Consider the following 15,567-nt stretch of genomic DNA (forward strand, 5'->3'; position numbering starts at 1 on the left):
ATGAAAGGAATTATCAATTTCTCGCTGCGCAACAAGTTTGCGATCTGGCTGCTGACCATCATCGTCAGCTTCGGTGGGTTATACAGCGGACTGACAATGAAGCAAGAAACCATTCCGGATATTAACGTCCCGTTCTTAAGTGTCACTGCGATCTATCCCGGTGCAGCCCCTGAAGGTGTTGTGGAGGATGTCACCAAACCGCTCGAGACGAGACTCCGCAATATCGACGGCGTCAAAACCGTAACCTCCACTTCCATGGAGAATGCAGCCAATGTCATGGTTGAGTTTGATTATGGTAGTGATCTGGACAACGCTACGGCTGCTGTTCGTGAAGCCATTAACGAGGTAAAGCTGCCCGATGACGCTCAGAAACCTACCATATCCAAATTCAGCATGAGCTCCATGCCGGTTGTCTCCCTAAGTATTGCGAACAAAGACAATATGGCATTGGATGAATTGACACGTATTACAGAGAATGACATCGTTCCTGAGCTGGAGGATTTGGACGGCGTTGCTTCCATCCAGGTAGCCGGACAATTCGTGAACGAAGTACAGCTTAAGTTTAATCAGGACAAACTGAACGAGCTCGGCCTGACGGAGGATACCGTCAAAGGTATCGTACAGGGTTCCGCACTGTACGTTCCGCTCGGCATGTTCGAAATGGAAAAATCCCAGAAGGCCGTTGCCATTGATGGCGGCATCATCGGCATTGACGATCTGAAGAATATCGCTATTCCGGTTATTCCGGGTGGCGGCGGCGCAGATGCATCTGCCGGAGCGGGTGCTCCGAATGCCGGGGCAGGTCAACAACCATCGCAGCAGCCTCCCGGTGACGCAGCTGGGGCAGGTCAACAAGGCGCTCCTGGAGCTGGTGCGGCTGCCGGAGGACCAAGCGGTGCTCCTGCCGTTCCAACCGGCATTCCAACCATAAAACTCAGCGAGATTGCCAAAATTGAAGTTATCGGAACCTCGGAATCCATCTCCCGCACCAACGGGAAGGAATCGATCGGTATCCAAATCGTGAAAGCCAACGACGCCAATACGGTTGACGTTGTCAATCAGGTCAAAGACAAGGCCGAAGAATTGAGAGGCCTTTATCCGGGCATGGATCTGACGATCATGCTGGACCAAGGCAAGCCGATTGAAGACTCTGTTCATACGATGCTTTCCAAGGCATTATTCGGCGCGCTGTTCGCCGTTCTGATCATTATGGTCTTCCTGCGCAATATCCGTTCGACGATTATATCGATCATTTCGATTCCATTGTCCTTGCTGATTGCGGTTCTGTGCCTGAGACAAATGGATATCACCCTAAATATGATGTCGCTCGGTGCCATGACCGTTGCCATCGGCCGGGTTGTCGATGACTCGATCGTCGTAATCGAGAATATCTACCGGCGCATGTCCCTCTCGACCGAGAAGTTGACGGGCCGAGCGCTCATTAGCGCTGCTACACGTGAAATGTTTGTACCGATCATGTCCTCCACCATCGTAACCATCGCGGTATTCCTGCCGCTTACCCTGGTCAGCGGTATGGTCGGAGAGCTGTTCATGCCATTTGCATTGACGATGGTCTTCGCACTGCTCGCTTCCCTGGTCGTGGCGATCACGCTTGTGCCCGCCATGGCGCACAGCCTGTTCCGCAAAGGCTTGAAGAACAAACATGATCATGCAGAGAAACCGGGCGCAATGGCCCGCGGGTATCGTTCCATTCTGAAATGGACGCTGAATCACAAAGCCATTACATTCCTGGCAGCCATCGTATTATTGGCAGGAAGCTTGTTCCTGACGAAGTACCTTGGAGTTAGCTTTATACCTGAACAGGAAGACAAATATGCCATGGTGACATATTCTCCTGAACCTGGCGTCATGCTGGAGGATGTAGAGGAACGCGCATTACAAGCGGAGAAATTGATCCTGGATCAGCCTGGCGTGCAAACGATGCAGTACTCCATCGGCGGCAGCAATCCGCTTGGCATGGGATCGGCCAATTCCGGATTGTTCTATATTATGTATGACCCGGACACGAAAAACTTCGAAGATGTTAAAAAAGCGCTTGTCGAGGATCTTGCCAAGGAAGTGCCGGATGGTACTTGGTCCAATATGGACATGGCGGCCGGCGGCTTTGGCGGCAGCCAGTTAACGGTTAACGTCTTTGGCGATTCTCTGGAGCAGATCAAGCCGGTGGCTGATCAAATCGCAGAGCTCGCAAACAAGGATACCGCAACCTTTGACAATGCAGAAACCAGCTTGTCCGAAGCGTTCGAGCAGTATACGCTGGTTGCCGACCAAGAGAAGCTGAGCTCCCTTGGCCTGACAGCAGGACAACTCGCGATGAAGCTGGCTCCGGTACGGGAACGTCCGGTCTTGACCGAAGTCGAAATTGAGGACAAGACCTACAATGTTTACATTGAGACGGACAGCAAAACCTATAAGAGCATAAAGGAAATCGAGAACGAAACCGTCACCTCTCCGCTCGGGATCGAAGTACCGATCAAGGATGTAGCCAAGGTGGAAAAAGGAACGACTCCAGATTCCATTATGCGCATCGACGGGAAAATGGTTGTGACCGTTACAGCCGATATCCTGTCCAGCGATGTAGGGTCGGCCTCCACCAACCTGGAGACTGAAGTGAACAAGCTTGAGCTTCCAGACGGCGTTTCCGTCCAGTTCGGAGGCGTCACCGAGCAAATCAACGAAACCTTCGGACAGCTTGGACTCGCCATGCTGGCAGCCATTGCGATTGTATACTTTGTGCTTGTGGTTACATTCGGTGGCGGTCTCGCACCGTTCGCCATCCTGTTCTCACTGCCGTTCATTGTCATCGGAGCCATTATCGGCTTGCTCGTCACAGGCGAGACACTGAACGTGTCTGCACTCATGGGCGTACTCATGCTGATCGGTATCGTCGTGACCAATGCGATTGTATTGATCGACCGCGTGATCCATATGGAACGCGAAGGAATGAGCACCCGCGAAGCCCTGCTTGAAGCCGGAGCTACCCGTCTTCGTCCAATCCTGATGACGGCACTCGCAACCATCGGCGCTCTCCTGCCTCTCGTATTCGGCTGGGAGAACAGCGCAGGCATCATCTCAAAAGGTCTCGGCATTACGGTTATCGGCGGTCTGATCAGTTCGACGCTGCTCACGCTCGTGGTGGTACCTATCGTGTACGAGTTCCTGATGAAGTTCAGCAAGAAAAGAATCGAAGATTAAGCAGAACACCAAAGCCCCGGCTTCCTACACTAGGAGACCGGGGCTTTTTTTGATGACGATGATGTTGTCTTGCTCGCTAATGTACCAGCACAGCTTCCCTGGAATGCTTCCACGTCTTCAGCATGTTCAGATCCTGTGCGAGGAACTCCTCCAGCAGACTGAATACCGACTGATAAAGCGGACTTTTCGTGGATTCCTTCAAATCTTTGCAGAGGGATGGCACCCATGACAACAGATGCTCCTCCAGAAACTTCTCTTGAACCTCCATCAATTGCAGCATGCTATGTTCACAATACGTATTGTTCAGCATACGGTCATGAAGCAGTGTCATAAATTCCAGTTCAATGGCTATATGATCGTCCGCTTCGCCGTGCAGTTTATTAAAGGCAACACCGACGGATGCATAACAATCGGCTAAATCCTGAGCGCATCCATCCTTCGTATAATGAGACTCTGCCGCCTGACGCTGTTTGGACTGCTGAAGCAATTGGCGGTATTCCGCCCCTTCATATTCGCAAATCCGAACCAATTCCTCAGGTGAGCGTCCACATAAATATGTCATCAGGTCCGTACCGGCCTTCGAACATTCCGCAGCCTTGCTAATTCCACTTCCGCGGCTCCATTCCGCAATCATAGACAAGCTGGGCCAATTGCCCAAAAAATCAATCAGCAGCTCGTAGACCGTCCCCCGGTTTTCAAGCCATCTGTGACAGACGTCAGGCACCTCCAAAGTTTGAACAGGTGATATCGCCATATCGAACCTCCTATTGGTAACCTTTCTTGTTGGATGAGATATCCTTGACAGTATATCTTAGATGAACGTCTAATGAAAGCAGTTTGAAATGATTTCCGAAAATTTCGGAAAATTCAGGAAACTTTCGGAAATCTAGAATGTCACTACTCGCTTTCAAGGGGAGAAAGCTTTTGTCCACAGCTTCAATATACTGGATCCCGAAAGCGTTTTCTGTGATTCTTCTCACAAAACAATGGCCGTTTTGCCGCAGCTTGTCCTGCCGGCATGACCCAAAAGGTGCATTGACTCCCGTACGGGGAATAGCTACAATGTGACCATGCATGCTATAAAGGGGGATTTCCATGATCGAACCGCTTAAAGATTCTTTCGGTCGGGTCCATGATTATATTCGTATCTCAGTGACGGATCGATGCAATCTTCGTTGTGTCTATTGTATGCCGGAAGAAGGGTTGGAATTCCAACCTCACGATCAGATTATGAGCTATGAAGAAATCGCAGCGATCATGCGCGTCCTTGCCCCTATGGGCGTCTCCAAAGTACGCCTTACCGGCGGCGAGCCGCTGGTGCGCAAGGATCTGGAGTCCTTGGTCCATATGATTGCTTCCATTGATGGAATTCAGGATATTTCCCTCACCACCAACGGGATCATGCTCCCATCCAAAGCTCGTCTGCTTAAGGAAGCGGGACTTACCCGAATCAACATCAGCCTGGATTCGCTTCATGAGGAGCGCTACGCGCGCATCACGCGCGGCGGTCAAGTGCGCAAAGTGCTGGAAGGCATTGAAGCCGCTTATGAAGCCGGCCTGGATCCCATCAAACTGAACATGGTGTTAATGAAGGGCTTCAACGAAGACGAGATTCGCGACTTTATCGCGCTGACGCTCGATCGTCCCCTACATGTCCGCTTTATTGAATACATGCCGATCGGCCAAGCATCCGATGCCTGGCGAGATTCATATATGCCGCTGAGCCGGGTATCCGAAGTGTGCCAGGATGCGGGTTGGACCATTCAAGAAGAGCAGGGGCCATCCGGCAATGGGCCCTCACAAAATATGAAGGTGGTTGGAGCTACAGGAACCTTCGGTCTGATCCATCCGGTCAGCGATCATTTCTGCGATTCCTGCAACCGCCTCAGGCTGACGGCTGACGGCCACATCAAAGCTTGCCTGTACTGGTCCGACGAATTTAACGTGCGCCGCGTCGTCGATGATCCTTCCGCGGTGGCGAACCTGTTCCGCAAAGCGCTGGGCGCCAAACCGCTGAATCATGAAATGGCGCTCGCGCTCGAGAAAAAAACGCAAAGCCATACCCCCACCGTCCGGCGTATGTCACAGATCGGCGGATAAACCATCTGCTGTGCGTATAATAGCTGAAGGCAGTCGTATGATCTATATTAAAATCCCCGCCAAGCATTTAGATGGCGGGGTTATTTTTTAGGATGAGTACCGGTTTCATCAACCTTTGCACCTTGATGCTGCTATGAGAACTCTACTATCGTTCCTTAGGAAAGTCCGTGTTCAGCAGGCCGCCTGCCTCCTCGTATTCCCCTGGCGTGTTCATATTAAATAAAATCCTGCGCGGATCAAGGCCCGTCATTGCCTCTAATTGCTCCTCGTGCACAAAGACGGCATCCAGCTCCTGCACCCACTCCACCATGCGCAGCTGTCCCTTGATCAGCCAGCGTTCAAGGCCTTCTGCGGTTTCTTTGCGATATGCCGCCAGCAGCGGATGCACCCTACCATCTACAACGGGGATGACAGCGTCTGCTGTATGCTGCTTGTTCGCCAGATCCAGCAGTCCCCGAAGGAAACGCTCATGGATATGGGGCATGTCGCACGCAGCAACCATGTTCCATGTGCTTTGGGATGACTTGAGCGCTGCATGGAGTCCCGCCATCGGGCCTTGCCCGACATAAAGGTCGGGAACACATTCAAGTCCGAGAAATGGATAAGAGTCCGGGGCATTGGTGGATAGGATTATCCGTCCGCTAACCTTGCCAAGCGCCTGAACTGTTCGTTCGATTAGACTCATTCCCTCTATGGGCAGCAGCGCCTTGTTTCTCCCCATTCTCCGGGAGGCTCCACCTGCAAGCACGATACCCGTCACCTGGTCCGGCGGAAGGCCGACATCTATGGGTTGACCGCTCATATGCTCTACCAGCCTTTCTTACACGTTGTAAAAAAACCTGATTCAGTTTATAGGTTAATAACCAGAATAATGGAAAATCATTTAAAAGATGGTTTGTATCCCTTTTCAATGCGTGATACATTGAAAGGAAAGCGGCTTTTTTTCGTTGCCGCGATTTTGGATTGCATTCGGTTTGAAAGGAATGACCTACTTGCGGAATATGGACAATGCTCAACCTTCGCTGACATCGCTCAAGCTGTTCAACTTCTTCATTTACGGAACCATGGTCATCTTCACCGGTTTCTTCCAGTTATATTTACAAGACATCGGCATGAGCAAAATCGAAATCGGCAGCCTGATGGCCATCGCGCCATTTGTGTCCATCTTCGCAAATCCGTTCTGGGGATTCTGGGGTGATCGGGCGGCCAACATTAAACGCGTGCTGCTGATCATGATGACCGGTACGCTGCTGCTGGTTCAGTTCGTATTTCAGGCGAATACCTATGCAATGATATACATGACGATGATTTTCTTTTATTTCTTCCAGACTCCGATGTTCTCACAGACGAATTCGCTGATTCTAACCTATATTGAGGGGACGCAGCAAAAATTCGGTTCGTTCCGGCTATGGGGGTCCCTGGGCTGGGCGCTGACGGCAATTGCTGCAGGACCTGTCATCGACCGGCTCGGATCGGGACGCATCTCCATCGTGTTCTCGATCATGCTGCTGGTGGCGGCGTTGTTCATGTTCACACTGCCCTCCATCCAGAAAACAACGGCGTCAGCATCGGTTAACCTTAAAGGACTCAGCAGGCTGTTCCTGAATTCCTATTTTGTCTGGTTCATTCTATTAGGCATCATGGTATCCATCCCGAACACAGCCAATAACACCTTTATGTCCCTTTACATTCTGGAGCTTGGCGGTACCAAGCAGATGGTGGGCCTGGCGATTTTCTTCTCGTCGATATTTGAAGTGGTGATCTTCATTCTGTTTGACCGCTTCCTGAAGCGTAAAATCAATGTCCTGGTCGGCTGCTTGACGATTGTCAGCCTGCTCTTCGCCCTCCGCTGGCTGCTGATGGCGGAAGCCAACAGCGCGCTGGAGGTGGCCTTCATCCAGCTGCTGCACTGCGTAACCTTCGGCGGCTATTTCTATGTCGGCGTACAGCTGACGATGCTGTTTGTTCCGACGCCGTACCGTGCTTCCGGACAAGCAATCTATACCTTAAGCTGGAGCGGCATATCCGGCGTCATCGGCGGCCTCGCCGGCGGCTGGATGTTCCAGAACTTCGGGGCGCAGATCATGTACTGGACCGGCACGATGCTTGCCATTGTGGGTGCCATCGGCTTTGGCTGGATGTGGTACAACCTTCGCAAGCACGGGTATCAGCCGCTGCATCCGGACGATCCCGAAGTCGACGAGATCGAGGAGTACGCTGCGAGTTAGAACGTGGTCCGTACGCAAGCCATTCCAATTGCAAGCTGGTATCACCATAATATAACAAGACTCGAATGAATCCTGTAACGGAATCTTCGAGTCTTGTTTACGTTATAAGGTCGCGGGAGACCTCTTCTACGCCGCCCATCCCGTGTATCTTAATTAGTTCTTCGGAAGCTGGAACGAGCTCTTCAGAGAGACCACGCGGTTAAATACCGGACGTCCTGGCTGCGAATACTTCGAGTCGACGTTGAAATATCCGTGGCGGAAGAACTGGAACTTGTCCTGCGGTGCAGCATCCTTCATATTCGGTTCCACGAATCCTTGCACGATTTGCAGCGAGTTCGGATTGATGTCGTCCAGGAAGGACTTCTCGGCAGTTGCTTCTTCCGCTTCGCCTGCAACCTCCTGCACCAATTCGGCTTCTTCCTCTTCGTCCTTGAACAGCGGTTCGAACAGGCGGAATTCGGCAGGCACGGCCTGCGTGGCCTCCACCCAGTGAATCGTTCCTTTCACCTTGCGTCCGGTAAAGCCACTCCCGCTCTTCGTCTCCGGATCATACGTGCAGTGGATCTCGACGACCTTGCCGTTCTCGTCTTTGATCACGTCATTGCACTTGATGAAATACGCATGCTTCAAACGCACCTCATTGCCCGGGAACAAGCGGAAATATTTGCTCGGAGGATCTTCCATAAAATCCTCTTGCTCAATATAGATCTCACGCGAGAACGGAATCTGGCGAATCCCCATCTCCGGATTCTCCGTGTTGTTCTCGGCGTCCAGCCATTCGATCTGACCTTCAGGGTAATTCGTAATGACCACCTTCAGCGGGTCCAGCACAGCCATCGTACGCGGGGCCTTCAGCTTCAGGTCCTCACGGATAAAGTGTTCCATTACTTGGCGGTCCACCGTGCCGTACGCCTTCGAAATTCCTGTCTCAAACACGAAGTTGCGAATGGCTTCAGGCGTATACCCCAGTCGGCGAAGTCCGGAGATCGTTGGCATGCGCGGATCATCCCAGCCGTCCACAACATTCTCGTCTACGAGCTGCTTCAGTTTGCGTTTGCTCGTAACCGTCTGCGCCACGTTGAGACGCCCGAATTCATACTGATGCGGCGTGCTGTCCATCTCGCATTCCGCCACGACCCAATCATAGAATGGGCGCTGATCTTCAAACTCCAGGGAGCACAGGGAATGCGTAACCCCTTCAATGGCATCCTCCAGCGGATGGGCAAAAGCGTACATCGGATAAATGCACCACTTGTCGCCTGTATTGTGATGATGCGCGTGAGAGATACGGTAGATGACCGGATCCCGCAAATTGATATTCGGCGAAGCCATATCGATCTTGGCGCGGAGCACGCGTTCGCCGTTGGCGAATTCCCCTTTGCGCATCCGCTCGAACAGATCCAGATTTTCTTCCACGCTGCGATCCCGGTACGGACTATTTTGCCCAGGCTCGGTCAGGGTTCCGCGCGTTTCGCGGATTTGGTCGGCGGATTGGTCATCCACGTAAGCTTTCCCTTTCTTAATCAGCAGCACCGCACGGTTGTACATCTCTTCAAAATAATCGGACGCGTACCGCAGCTCTTCCCAATCGAATCCGAGCCACTTCACGTCCTCCTTGATGGAGTTCACATACTCAATGTCTTCCTTCACCGGGTTCGTATCATCGAACCGCAAGTGCGTCCGTCCGCCGAATTCATCGGCCAGCGTGAAATTGATCCATATGGCCTTGGCATGTCCAATATGCAAATAGCCGTTCGGTTCCGGCGGAAAGCGGGTAACGATTTCCTTAACTTTACCGGACTTCAGGTCTTCGGTAATAACATTTTTTATGAAATTGGAGGGGGTGCCCCGATGGTTCTCCACGTTGATCAACCTTTCGTCCTGTAATTTCTGTCTATCTCCTGTATAAACGTGTTTCCCTTAAATATACCTGTAATGCCGCGATTGTTCAAGGAATTCGGCACTTCCGTGCCGCAAGCTGCCGACTTGGGATGAGGATTCCGACAAGCAGCCCGCTCCCTGCATTAAACCTGCGCGCAGAGAATCCTTCTACAGCCGAAAATGCCGGTGAAAATCGTTTTGACGGGGGCTTTTCAATAGGGTAGCATGGAGAGAAAAACAGCGATGGAAGGAGGCCTGCAATCTCTTATGAAACCTAGTAAATTCCCCAAGGAACAACGCGAACAGCTGATTGAACTGGTTCAGGAATACTTTGAAACGGAGCGCGGCGAAACCCTCGGCCATCTGGCAGCAGAAGGGGTTCTTGATTTTTTCATGGAAACCTTAGGGCCGCATCTGTACAATCAAGCGCTCAGCGACTGCAGAACGGTTGTCAATCAGCGTATGATTTCCATTGAAGAAGATATTTACGCATTGGAGCAAAAAGTGAAGCGGACACGTTAAAGCTACATACACTTCACGATGGAGAACAAAGGAGATACCGTATGTTTGGATACACTTTAGATGACCATGTTGAATTGCGCCCGCTTGCCATCGAGCATGCACGGGCGATGTTCGAAATTACCGATCGGTCCCGGGACCGTCTTCGCAAGTGGCTTCCGTGGGTGGATGCTGTTACCGAGGTCAACGATACCGTCAATTATATCAAAGGCGCCATGAAGCAAGCGGCTGAGACCGGCGGCTTTTCGGCTGGCATCTGGGTTCGCGAGGAGCTGGCGGGCACCATCTCGTTTCATGAGATTGATTGGAACAACCGCTCGGTCAGCATCGGATATTGGCTGGATCAGCATTTTACGGGGCAAGGCCTGATGACAAGCGCATGCCGGGCGTTCACCGATCACGCGCTGATGCGAATGGGCCTGAACCGGGTGGAGATTCGCTGTGCAACGGCTAACCATCGCAGCCGGGCCATTCCGGAACGGCTGGGGTTTGTCCTGGAGGGAGTCATAAGGGAAGCCGAGAAGCTCCCCCAAGGCTATGTCAACCATGCGGTCTACGGCATGATTCAGAGCGAATGGAAGCGGATGAGGTAATGCGCGATAACGTTCTAAGAACGTCCATCGGCGCTTTTTCGCAGAACACAGGCCGCACTTAAAAGGATGTTTTTCCTGCAATTATTGAAATTGTTCGGCTTCACTTAGCACTAGAATCCCAACAAAATCGGCTTGTATCCTACGATCAGGATGCAAGCCGGTTTTTGTTGTCTGTATATGTTCTAGGACGTAGGATAACCTTGGCTAAGTGCTTGGCTGGGAGCCCGCGTCTCACTCCTGATGGTCCCGCAGGGTCTCCAGCCATTTGCCGAATTGCGCCTTCAGGCTGGCTGACAGCGCATCGATCTCCAGCATGCGGGACAACCCGCGTTCATCCTTCCTCCCATCCTTCATCATTCGAAGCACGTCCAGCACCGTGATGCCGGAAGCATGGGACTCAAGCTGAGCGACCACGGAATCGGCACGGACGTCCCCTTCCTCCAGGACTCGAAAGTAAAACCCGCTGTATCCCGTATTCAATACTCTTGCCGGCATGTCTTTAACGCCATGCTTTTGCGACAGCTTAAAGCAGGGATATCGAGGCTGGCTGACCTGCACCACCGCGTCGCCTATCCGGTATACATCCCCGATGCAAACCTGATCCTCCACCATCCCCCGCAGCGTCAGGTTTTCGCCAAATGCAGCATACTCCATCTGTTTGCCCAAGGACTGTTCCCAATAGGGATAATGCTCAGAAGGATACGCGCACACCGCCTTATCCACGCCGCCGTGATTGACGAGATCGGCCTGACCATCCCCTTCGAAATTCAACGCACTTAGGAATAAGGGGCCTTCCACAGGCTGCTTATAAATTCCCGTAGACAGGTCCTTTCCCTGATAATCAACCGTTACAGGCTTTCCCACATTCAGCGATACAATGCCCATGGTCATGGAAAATAACCTCCGCCTTCTTTTCTTTTCATCTACTATATTCAATAGCGTGTACCCTTGTCCAGAAGCCATTTAAGCCACGAAAAAAACAGCCCGGCAAGCTGCCGGACTGTTCAACCCTATGACTCCTCTCTGCCGCACGTTAACCGGCCTAGAGGGGTATCATGATGTGATCATGATAAGAAGCAGCACATTAAGATATCATCGACGTAACGTCCATCCACGTAAAACTCCTGAATCAGCCTGCCCTCTTCCTGAAACCCGCAGTTCCTGTAAAAAGAGAAGGCGCCCGGATTGCTGGACAGCACCCGCAGCCTCAGCTTCGAAATGCCTTCCACGCGCGCCATATCCTTCACGGCTTCGATCAGCCGCTGCCCGATGCCCTGCCGTTGATAGGCAGGGTGAACCGCGATGTTCATCTCCAGCACGTGACGATTACTGTGAAGGCTTGTGGGCGACCGGAATCCGATGTAACCGCACAATTCTCCCTCACGCAGCGCCACGAGCTGTGTGCCTGGCGGACAATGCAGAAGATACTGATCTCTTGAGGTCCACTCCAATGGGGCAGGGGCCGTATTGCGATCCCATACCAGTTCGTCGAGTTCCATGAGTGCAGCAGCATCCTTCATCTCGGAGAACCGGATGGTCAATGTCTCTTGACGGGTCTTCATCGCCATCCCTCGCTTTGATAACCATTCTCTCTATTATATCAGACCGGTTTGCTTCTTGCAGACGAGTTTCACGGGTTAGGAATTATTGTTCATGAATAGAGGCGTAAATATCCACGACACAGCCGGTGTCGCCCTCTCCGGCCAATCGTTTGAAATCCGCACCCGCAATACGAACGCCGCCTGCGCGGTAGCGGTTCCAGATGGCAACCGCTGCTACATCCTGCCCGTTAATGGTGATACGAGTCCGCTCGGCGCGATCCATGTGATAAATGAACGTTACCGCTATCCCCGCATAGTTGAATTGGAATTCCAGGCCATCCAGCGTCTTCGGCAGGACCGGATCGATCACCAGGTCTCCTCCCGCTTCGCGAATGCCAAGCGCATTGGAGATCAGCTGGTTCATGTAGATCCCCGGACCGCTGGAATAAATCCGCCAGCCGCCTTTGACAGGCACGCGTCCGCTTCGCAGCGCATCAAACGATTCCTGCGCTTCATAGCGCGTGTTGAACTTCCCGTCCGAGCTGCTGAAATACGCATTGCTCTGACGCAGTTCCGCATTCGGCACAACCTCGGTAATGCCGATCGGGTTGATGCGCTCCAGCCCGCTCCAAACCTCGCTGCTCTTGCCGAGCTTTGCCATCGCCTCTACATAACGGATGTGCGCATGCACATATTGAAGGCCAACCTCCCGGCCAAAATTCGCCGCCTGCTCCGCCCGCTTAAAGTGCGTGCTGACGCCGCCGGCATATACGGCCGGGCGGTTCATCAATCTTACACCGTCCGGACAGAACAGCTGCTCACGGATAACTTCATAATGGCTTGCTGCCTGCTCCGGCGTCAGCAGCTCGCTGATCATGCTGCGCGTCATCGGAAGCAGCCTGTACTGGATTCCCGTTTCCTCATCGGACGGATGCAGCAGGAATCTGCTTTGCTCCTTGCTCTCCATATAGACAAAGCCCGGAATGACTTCGGAGTTTAAGATATACGTATTGAAATCCCGCTGAATTCCTTCCGCGAGTTCCCCCATGGCATCGGACATCACTTGGTCCACACCCTCCATAACGCGGGAGAACTGGTTCAGGGTCTGATAGGTCAAAGCCACCGTCCAGCTGCTGACCATGAACTGCTTCAGCTGCGCGTTAGCCGGCTGAAGCGTATCATCCCAGTCCCCGTCTCCATATGAAGAAAGATAGGTGTCATGCAGGAAATGATTTTGAATATAGGCCATTTGCTTCTTCACATGCTCAAGCACGGTGTACGTCTGCTCCGTAAAATCAAAGCTGTGTTTTCTTGTGTAAGGAACAACAGACTCCAATATGCTGTAATCATGCGTGACGGCCAAGTAATCGCCCAGCACCTTAAGCGGCCATACGATAATATCGCCGTGGCTCTCTTCCTGCTGAATATGAGCATATTGATCAAACATGAACCACTGCGGCCAATTTCCGTCATCCTCATACTGGTGGGAATACACTTCAAGCAGGATCTCGCGTACCTGCTCGTATTTATGCGTTGCCATGAAATATTCAACAGGCCCTTGGCATACATCGCGCGTTCCCCACGCCGCGCCGCCGTATTGTTCCAGGCCGTGCGGTACCGAATAGTGAACGAGCATGTTATGCGTATACCACCAGGCCAGCGCATTTACCTTGAACAAGCCGTCTTCCTGCCCATTCTGCCGGCTCAGATGGAACCCGTTCATGACGGACGCATAGAATGAGCGGTAGCTTGCAATTTCTTCATCGGCTTCCCGCGCCGCTAGCGGAGCGCTCGCTGCATCAAGGCTGCCTTGTACCGTCATGGTCCATTCCGTACTCTCGCCAAGCTCAAGTACCGTTAGGGAGGCACTGCCGGGCGCGATATGGCTTGCCAGACAAGTTTCGTCCTTAACCTGCATATCGGCTCCCGTCACGCCAAGACGATAATGCAGTTCCTTGTACACGGAAGCGCTGAGCGATGCCGAATCGGCACGGAAAGTCAGGATGCCGTCTTCCTGAACCATATGATATGGCACTTCATATTCGTTGACATCCATCGTGATCTGCATGGTGACCAGATAACGATAAGCCCTTCCGCTCTCGGATCGGACTTGAAGCGTAACCTCCGGAGCCGCGGCAGACGTGAAATTGGTGATGATCAGCATGTCGCTTTCGGTCTTATAGTACCACCGTACATAGTTAAATCCGATCTCGAACACGGACGGCATCGTCAGGAGGCGATACTCCCCGTCCATCTCGACATAAATCCGCTGTCCGGATGTCTTAGGCACGTTCAGTGCATTTCGCGCATGACTCATCATTTTGTTAAAGTTCGTGTTCCCCGTCACCAGCTGGGAATTAAACACGCCGTACATGTAAGAGGTTGTCGTAATGACAGGACTGCCCAGCTTCACATTGTTGCCGCTCATCAAGATATGGCCGTGCGGACGCTCTACGCGGAGCTCCTTCTCCTTCATGACGATATGCTCATAAGTATCCGTGAAGAACGAGAGCAGTTCTTCCCCGTCACGCTCCTCTTGGCGGCGTAAAGGGTACAAAGCGTTCAGCTCGTCTTCCGTCAGCGGCAATGTGCGCAAAGGCTCCCCGAAGCGTTCGGATCGCTCGATCCGAGGCAGCGAATTGCTCGTCTCCGTCAAGCGGCGCGCTTCAACCTGCTGCCATGCAGCCTGAAGCTCATCCTGGAATTCAAGCGTTGTGACTGCATCCGGATGATTCTCCTTAAACAGGCCGTAAAATACCAACCGTGCCGTGCCATTCAGCGTTACGCGAGGGGACTGCAGGGCGGTATAGGCAAACTCATATTGATATACCTCATTCGGCAGGCTCTCCTTGGATAAAGCCTCAGCCTGGTTCGTCTCTTTATAAGAAAGACCAAAGAACTGAAAGCCATCCGTTGCATATCCCACGGCAGAAGTCAGCGCTCCCTGTTGAAGATAAGGGAATACGCCTCCCTGCGGCTGATTTTGACGGGAGCACACGACATACCCCAGATCTTCCTTCTGGAACACAGCATGGTCGATGTATTGGGACAGATAGGCTTCATTGTTTCGAACGGCGCCCGGATGGGCGATCCCGATATCCTGCCCATACACGACGTCGGCTTGAATTCCTTCCCCCCGGAGCTCGACGTCCCAGAACCATGCGCCGGTATCCGTTGGGGTAAACAGAACCTTATAATCTACTCCCTTGACGCTGCCTTCCCATATCAACCGGTTATCCACATGAGTGACCACGCTGTTGGAGTGTACCCCGAGCATAGGAACGGCCTCGATGCCGATTTCGGTATGGATTCTCAGAAATAAATTGTTGAGGGCGCCATCAATCGAATTGGAGAGCAGCTGATTGATCATCGTCGTGCCGTAAGTGGCTTGATAAAGATCACCGCTAGGCAAAAAGGAAAACGTCAATTCTCCCGCCTGGAGTACAACTTTTGCATCGTTCATTACATGATTGGCTGTCACAAGTTTCA

The 15,567-nt window shown here is 52.4% G+C and carries 11 protein-coding genes; 5 read left to right on the top strand and 6 right to left on the bottom strand.

What is annotated here, in order from left to right:
- Positions 1-3,216 (top strand): efflux RND transporter permease subunit, encoded by a 3,216-nt coding sequence (locus PLA01S_RS24025; protein ID WP_127594345.1) that lies wholly within the window; start codon positions 1-3, stop codon positions 3,214-3,216.
- Between the two features lie 76 nt (positions 3,217-3,292).
- On the opposite strand, the gene PLA01S_RS24030 is transcribed toward PLA01S_RS24025, so the two are convergent.
- Entirely contained in the window at positions 3,293-3,970 is a 678-nt protein-coding gene (locus tag PLA01S_RS24030; protein WP_127594346.1) for a TorD/DmsD family molecular chaperone, read from the bottom strand.
- Positions 3,971-4,311: 341 nt separating this feature from the next.
- Here PLA01S_RS24030 and moaA point away from each other — a divergent pair, with 341 nt between their 5' ends.
- A complete protein-coding gene (gene moaA, locus PLA01S_RS24035) occupies positions 4,312-5,316 on the top strand; it encodes a GTP 3',8-cyclase MoaA (RefSeq protein ID WP_127594347.1) in 1,005 nt (334 codons plus the stop codon).
- A gap of 145 nt (positions 5,317-5,461) precedes the next feature.
- On the opposite strand, the gene mobA is transcribed toward moaA, so the two are convergent.
- A complete protein-coding gene (gene mobA, locus PLA01S_RS24040) occupies positions 5,462-6,118 on the bottom strand; it encodes a molybdenum cofactor guanylyltransferase (protein ID WP_127594348.1) in 657 nt (218 codons plus the stop codon).
- A gap of 199 nt (positions 6,119-6,317) precedes the next feature.
- Here mobA and PLA01S_RS24045 point away from each other — a divergent pair, with 199 nt between their 5' ends.
- Complete coding sequence (locus PLA01S_RS24045) at positions 6,318-7,544, top strand: MFS transporter (RefSeq protein ID WP_127594424.1); 1,227 nt, start codon at positions 6,318-6,320, stop codon at positions 7,542-7,544.
- A gap of 153 nt (positions 7,545-7,697) precedes the next feature.
- Here the strand turns inward: PLA01S_RS24045 and PLA01S_RS24050 are convergent, their stop codons facing one another.
- Positions 7,698-9,416, bottom strand: coding sequence for a glutamine--tRNA ligase/YqeY domain fusion protein (locus tag PLA01S_RS24050; RefSeq protein ID WP_127594349.1), 1,719 nt, complete (start codon positions 9,414-9,416; stop codon positions 7,698-7,700).
- Between the two features lie 276 nt (positions 9,417-9,692).
- On the opposite strand from PLA01S_RS24050, the gene PLA01S_RS24055 reads away from it, so the two are divergent.
- Together PLA01S_RS24055 and PLA01S_RS24060 are read left to right on the top strand one after the other, a co-directional pair.
- Positions 9,693-9,947, top strand: coding sequence for a DUF2164 domain-containing protein (locus PLA01S_RS24055; RefSeq protein ID WP_127594350.1), 255 nt, complete (start codon positions 9,693-9,695; stop codon positions 9,945-9,947).
- 41 nt (positions 9,948-9,988) lie between these two features.
- Complete coding sequence (locus PLA01S_RS24060; protein ID WP_127594351.1) at positions 9,989-10,537, top strand: GNAT family N-acetyltransferase; 549 nt, start codon at positions 9,989-9,991, stop codon at positions 10,535-10,537.
- Positions 10,538-10,768: 231 nt separating this feature from the next.
- On the opposite strand, the gene PLA01S_RS24065 is transcribed toward PLA01S_RS24060, so the two are convergent.
- The 3 genes from PLA01S_RS24065 to PLA01S_RS24075 all read right to left on the bottom strand — a co-directional run bounded on the left by PLA01S_RS24065 (position 10,769) and on the right by PLA01S_RS24075 (position 15,559).
- Positions 10,769-11,428 (bottom strand): MOSC domain-containing protein, encoded by a 660-nt coding sequence (locus PLA01S_RS24065; RefSeq protein WP_127594352.1) that lies wholly within the window; start codon positions 11,426-11,428, stop codon positions 10,769-10,771.
- Positions 11,429-11,601: 173 nt separating this feature from the next.
- Complete coding sequence (locus PLA01S_RS24070) at positions 11,602-12,099, bottom strand: GNAT family N-acetyltransferase (protein WP_127594353.1); 498 nt, start codon at positions 12,097-12,099, stop codon at positions 11,602-11,604.
- Between the two features lie 82 nt (positions 12,100-12,181).
- Positions 12,182-15,559 (bottom strand): GH36-type glycosyl hydrolase domain-containing protein, encoded by a 3,378-nt coding sequence (locus PLA01S_RS24075; RefSeq protein ID WP_127594354.1) that lies wholly within the window; start codon positions 15,557-15,559, stop codon positions 12,182-12,184.
- Positions 15,560-15,567 lie beyond the last annotated feature (8 nt).

This window comes from Paenibacillus lautus NBRC 15380 (assembly GCF_004000945.1).
In the GTDB taxonomy this organism is placed as follows: Bacteria; Bacillota; Bacilli; order Paenibacillales; family Paenibacillaceae; genus Paenibacillus_AQ; species Paenibacillus_AQ lautus.